Below are 2,858 nucleotides of genomic sequence, written 5' to 3' on the forward strand. Positions count from 1 at the left end.
ATCATCCATCCCCTGACGAGGCCCGCACTCCGCTAATTTACGCCGCGAGTTGTGCCAAATGTTCTGACGACGGACAGGAGAGTAACAATTGCTTCAGGGTTTGATGCAGGATGCGCCGCTCAACATTCATGACATTCTGCGCTTTGCATCGGTTGCGCATGGTTCCCGGGAGCTTGTTTCGCGCAATGTCGACGAGCCGGTCTGGCGCTATGATTATGCGCGGGCCTGGAGGCGTGCGGCACAGGCCGCGCATGCTTTAGCCACACTCGGCGTCGAGCCGGGCGACCGGGTGAGTTCGCTGGCGTGGAACACGCATCGCCACTTCGAACTGTTCTTCGCGGTGCCGGGCATGGGCGCGGTGCTGCATACCGCCAATCCGCGCCTGCCCGAAGATCATCTGGTCTTCACGATCAACCACGCGGGTAGCAAGGTCCTGCTGCTCGACCGCAACATGGCCGAGATCGTCGACCGGATCAAAGGCCAGCTGGAGACGGTGCAGCATTATGTCGTTCTGAGCGACGCCGAGCGCATGGTAGACGGCTTCGAATGCTACGAGAGTCTTATCGCCGCAGAGGCGGAGGACTATCCCTGGCCGAAGCTGGACGAGAATGCAGGCGCATTCCTGTGCTACACCTCCGGCACGACAGGCGACCCCAAGGGCGTACTCTATTCGCATCGTTCGGTCGTGCTGCACGCGCTGGCCGCCGGACTACCCGGAGCGCTCAACTTCTCCGCCTTCGATGTGGTGATGCCCTGCCAGTCGCTCTATCACGCGACCGCCTGGGGGCTTCCCTTCGCAGGCGCGATCAACGGAGTGAAGTTCGTCTTCCCTTGCGACAGGTTCGACGGCGCGAGCCTCCAGCAGATGATCGCCGATGAAGGCGTCACTTTCTCTGGCGGCGTCCCGACGATCTGGACGATGTATCTCGACCATCTGGCGAAGACCGGGGAGGCGCCGGGCAAGCTTCAGCGCGTGATCATCGGCGGTTCGGCTGTGCCGCGCGACATGGCGGTGGCCTTCGACCGGCTCGGCGTCGCCGTCCAGCAGATCTGGGGCATGACCGAGACCAGTCCGCTGGGCGTCGTCTCCACCCCCACCCCCGCGCTGGCAGCGCTGGGCAAGGATGATGAGAACGAGGTCATCTGGACGCGCCAGGGCCGGATGATGTTCGGTATCGAGATGAAGATCGTCGATGATGACGACAATGCCCTGCCGCATGACGGCGAGCAGTCCGGCGCGCTGATGGTGCGCGGTCCCTGGGTGCTGGAACGCTATTACCGCGCCGATGCCTCCGCGATCGACGCCGAGGGCTGGTTCGATACCGGCGATATCTCGACCATCGACCGGTTCGGGTTCATGCGGATCACCGATCGCAAGAAGGACGTCATCAAGTCGGGCGGGGAATGGATCAGCTCGATCGACCTGGAAAACATCGCGGCAGGATGCCCTGGCGTGAAGGTGGCGGCGGTGGCCGGCGTCTATCATTCCAAATGGGAGGAACGCCCGATCATGCTGGTCGAGCCTCTCGAGGTAGGATCGGTGACCGAGGATGCCATGCGCGAGTGGCTCGAACCGCGGATCATCAAATGGTGGATGCCCGACCGCATCATCCTGGGCGCCGTCCCTCTCACCGCCACCGGCAAGATCGACAAGAAGGCCATCCGCGACAAATATGGCCAGGTACTGGCCGAACCGGCGACCTGAGGCCGGCCGCAGCGATCCTATATTCTCACGCCTGTATTCCATCTGGAGATGATAATGACCGACCCCGATATGCCTGAAAGCCGGTTCGCGGATACTGCCGATGGCCGAGTCCATTATCAGACATGGGGCGAAGGCCCGGCGATCATCCTTATCCATGGCGGCGGTGCGGGAGCCTATGGGTACAGCAATTACCGCAAGAATGTGGAACCGCTCTCGCGGCGCAACCGGGTCATCGTCCCCGACCTGCCCGGTTACGGCCAGTCGGCGCAGCGCGCCCAGCCCGATGGGCTTATCGTTGCGCTCGCCAACGCCGTGCGGGACGTGATGGACCATGCCGGGATCGAAAGCGCCAGCCTCGTGGGCAACTCGCTGGGCGGCATGACCTCGCTGCGCTTCGCGCTCGATACACCGGAGCGGGTCGACAAGCTGGTCCTGATGGGACCGGGCGGTGGTTTGCCGGTTACCACGCCGTTCCCGACCGAAGGCCTGCAAAGGATGCTCGACTTCTATGGTGGCGAAGGCCCCACGCTCGAGAAGCTCGCACGGATCACCGACCTGCTGGTTTACGACCGCTCATCGATCACCGATGACCTGCTTGAGGAGCGGTTCCGCATCGCGACACTGCCCCAAACGCTTGCCAACCCGCCGCTGCGCACATTGATGGCCCATCCCAAAGACCATCTCTGGAACCAGGGCCTCGACCAGATATCCAGCCCCGCGCTCATCATCTGGGGCGCCGAGGACCGCGTCCTGCCGCTCGATGCCGGGTTCATCCTGCGCAAGCTCATCCCCAATGCCGACATGCACATCTTCTCCAAATGCGGCCATTGGGCACAATGGGAGCGGCCCGATGAGTTCAATGCACTGGTCGATCAGTTCGTGAACAACACATATACAACCGACCGTCATTTATAGCGCTCGTTATCAGCCCAGGGTGTACATGAAATTATCGCAAAGAATCCATTTTTGGCAGACACTCGTGCTGATCGAGGAACAAGCAGATCTCGGGACCGCGATTTTTTGTTTCAATTGTGCCCTCCCTTCACTTCAATGATGGACCCATCCTACCTCTGACTTAGGCTCAGGACTCATTGATCAGAGCCAGAATATGACGGTGGCGGCGAGAGCGATGGCGGAGAAGAAGACCGTAGGG

2 protein-coding genes are annotated in these 2,858 nt (G+C 61.6%); both read left to right on the plus strand.

Going from position 1 to position 2,858, the window contains the following annotated elements:
* Positions 1-88 precede the first annotated feature (88 nt).
* Complete coding sequence (locus KIH45_RS18965; RefSeq protein ID WP_225900045.1) at positions 89-1,705, plus strand: long-chain fatty acid--CoA ligase; 1,617 nt, start codon at positions 89-91, stop codon at positions 1,703-1,705.
* Positions 1,706-1,759: 54 nt separating this feature from the next.
* Positions 1,760-2,620, plus strand: a complete 861-nt coding sequence (locus KIH45_RS18970) for an alpha/beta fold hydrolase (RefSeq protein WP_225900046.1) — start codon at positions 1,760-1,762, stop codon at positions 2,618-2,620.
* Positions 2,621-2,858: the final 238 nt, after the last annotated feature.

Source organism: Croceicoccus gelatinilyticus (genome assembly GCF_018398395.1).
GTDB classification, from domain to species: domain Bacteria; phylum Pseudomonadota; class Alphaproteobacteria; order Sphingomonadales; family Sphingomonadaceae; genus Croceicoccus; species Croceicoccus gelatinilyticus.

Coding starts and splice junctions, on each gene's coding strand:
- KIH45_RS18970 (WP_225900046.1), top strand. CDS start 1,760: ATGACCGACCCCGATATGCCTGAAAGCCGGTTCGCGGATACTGCCGAT.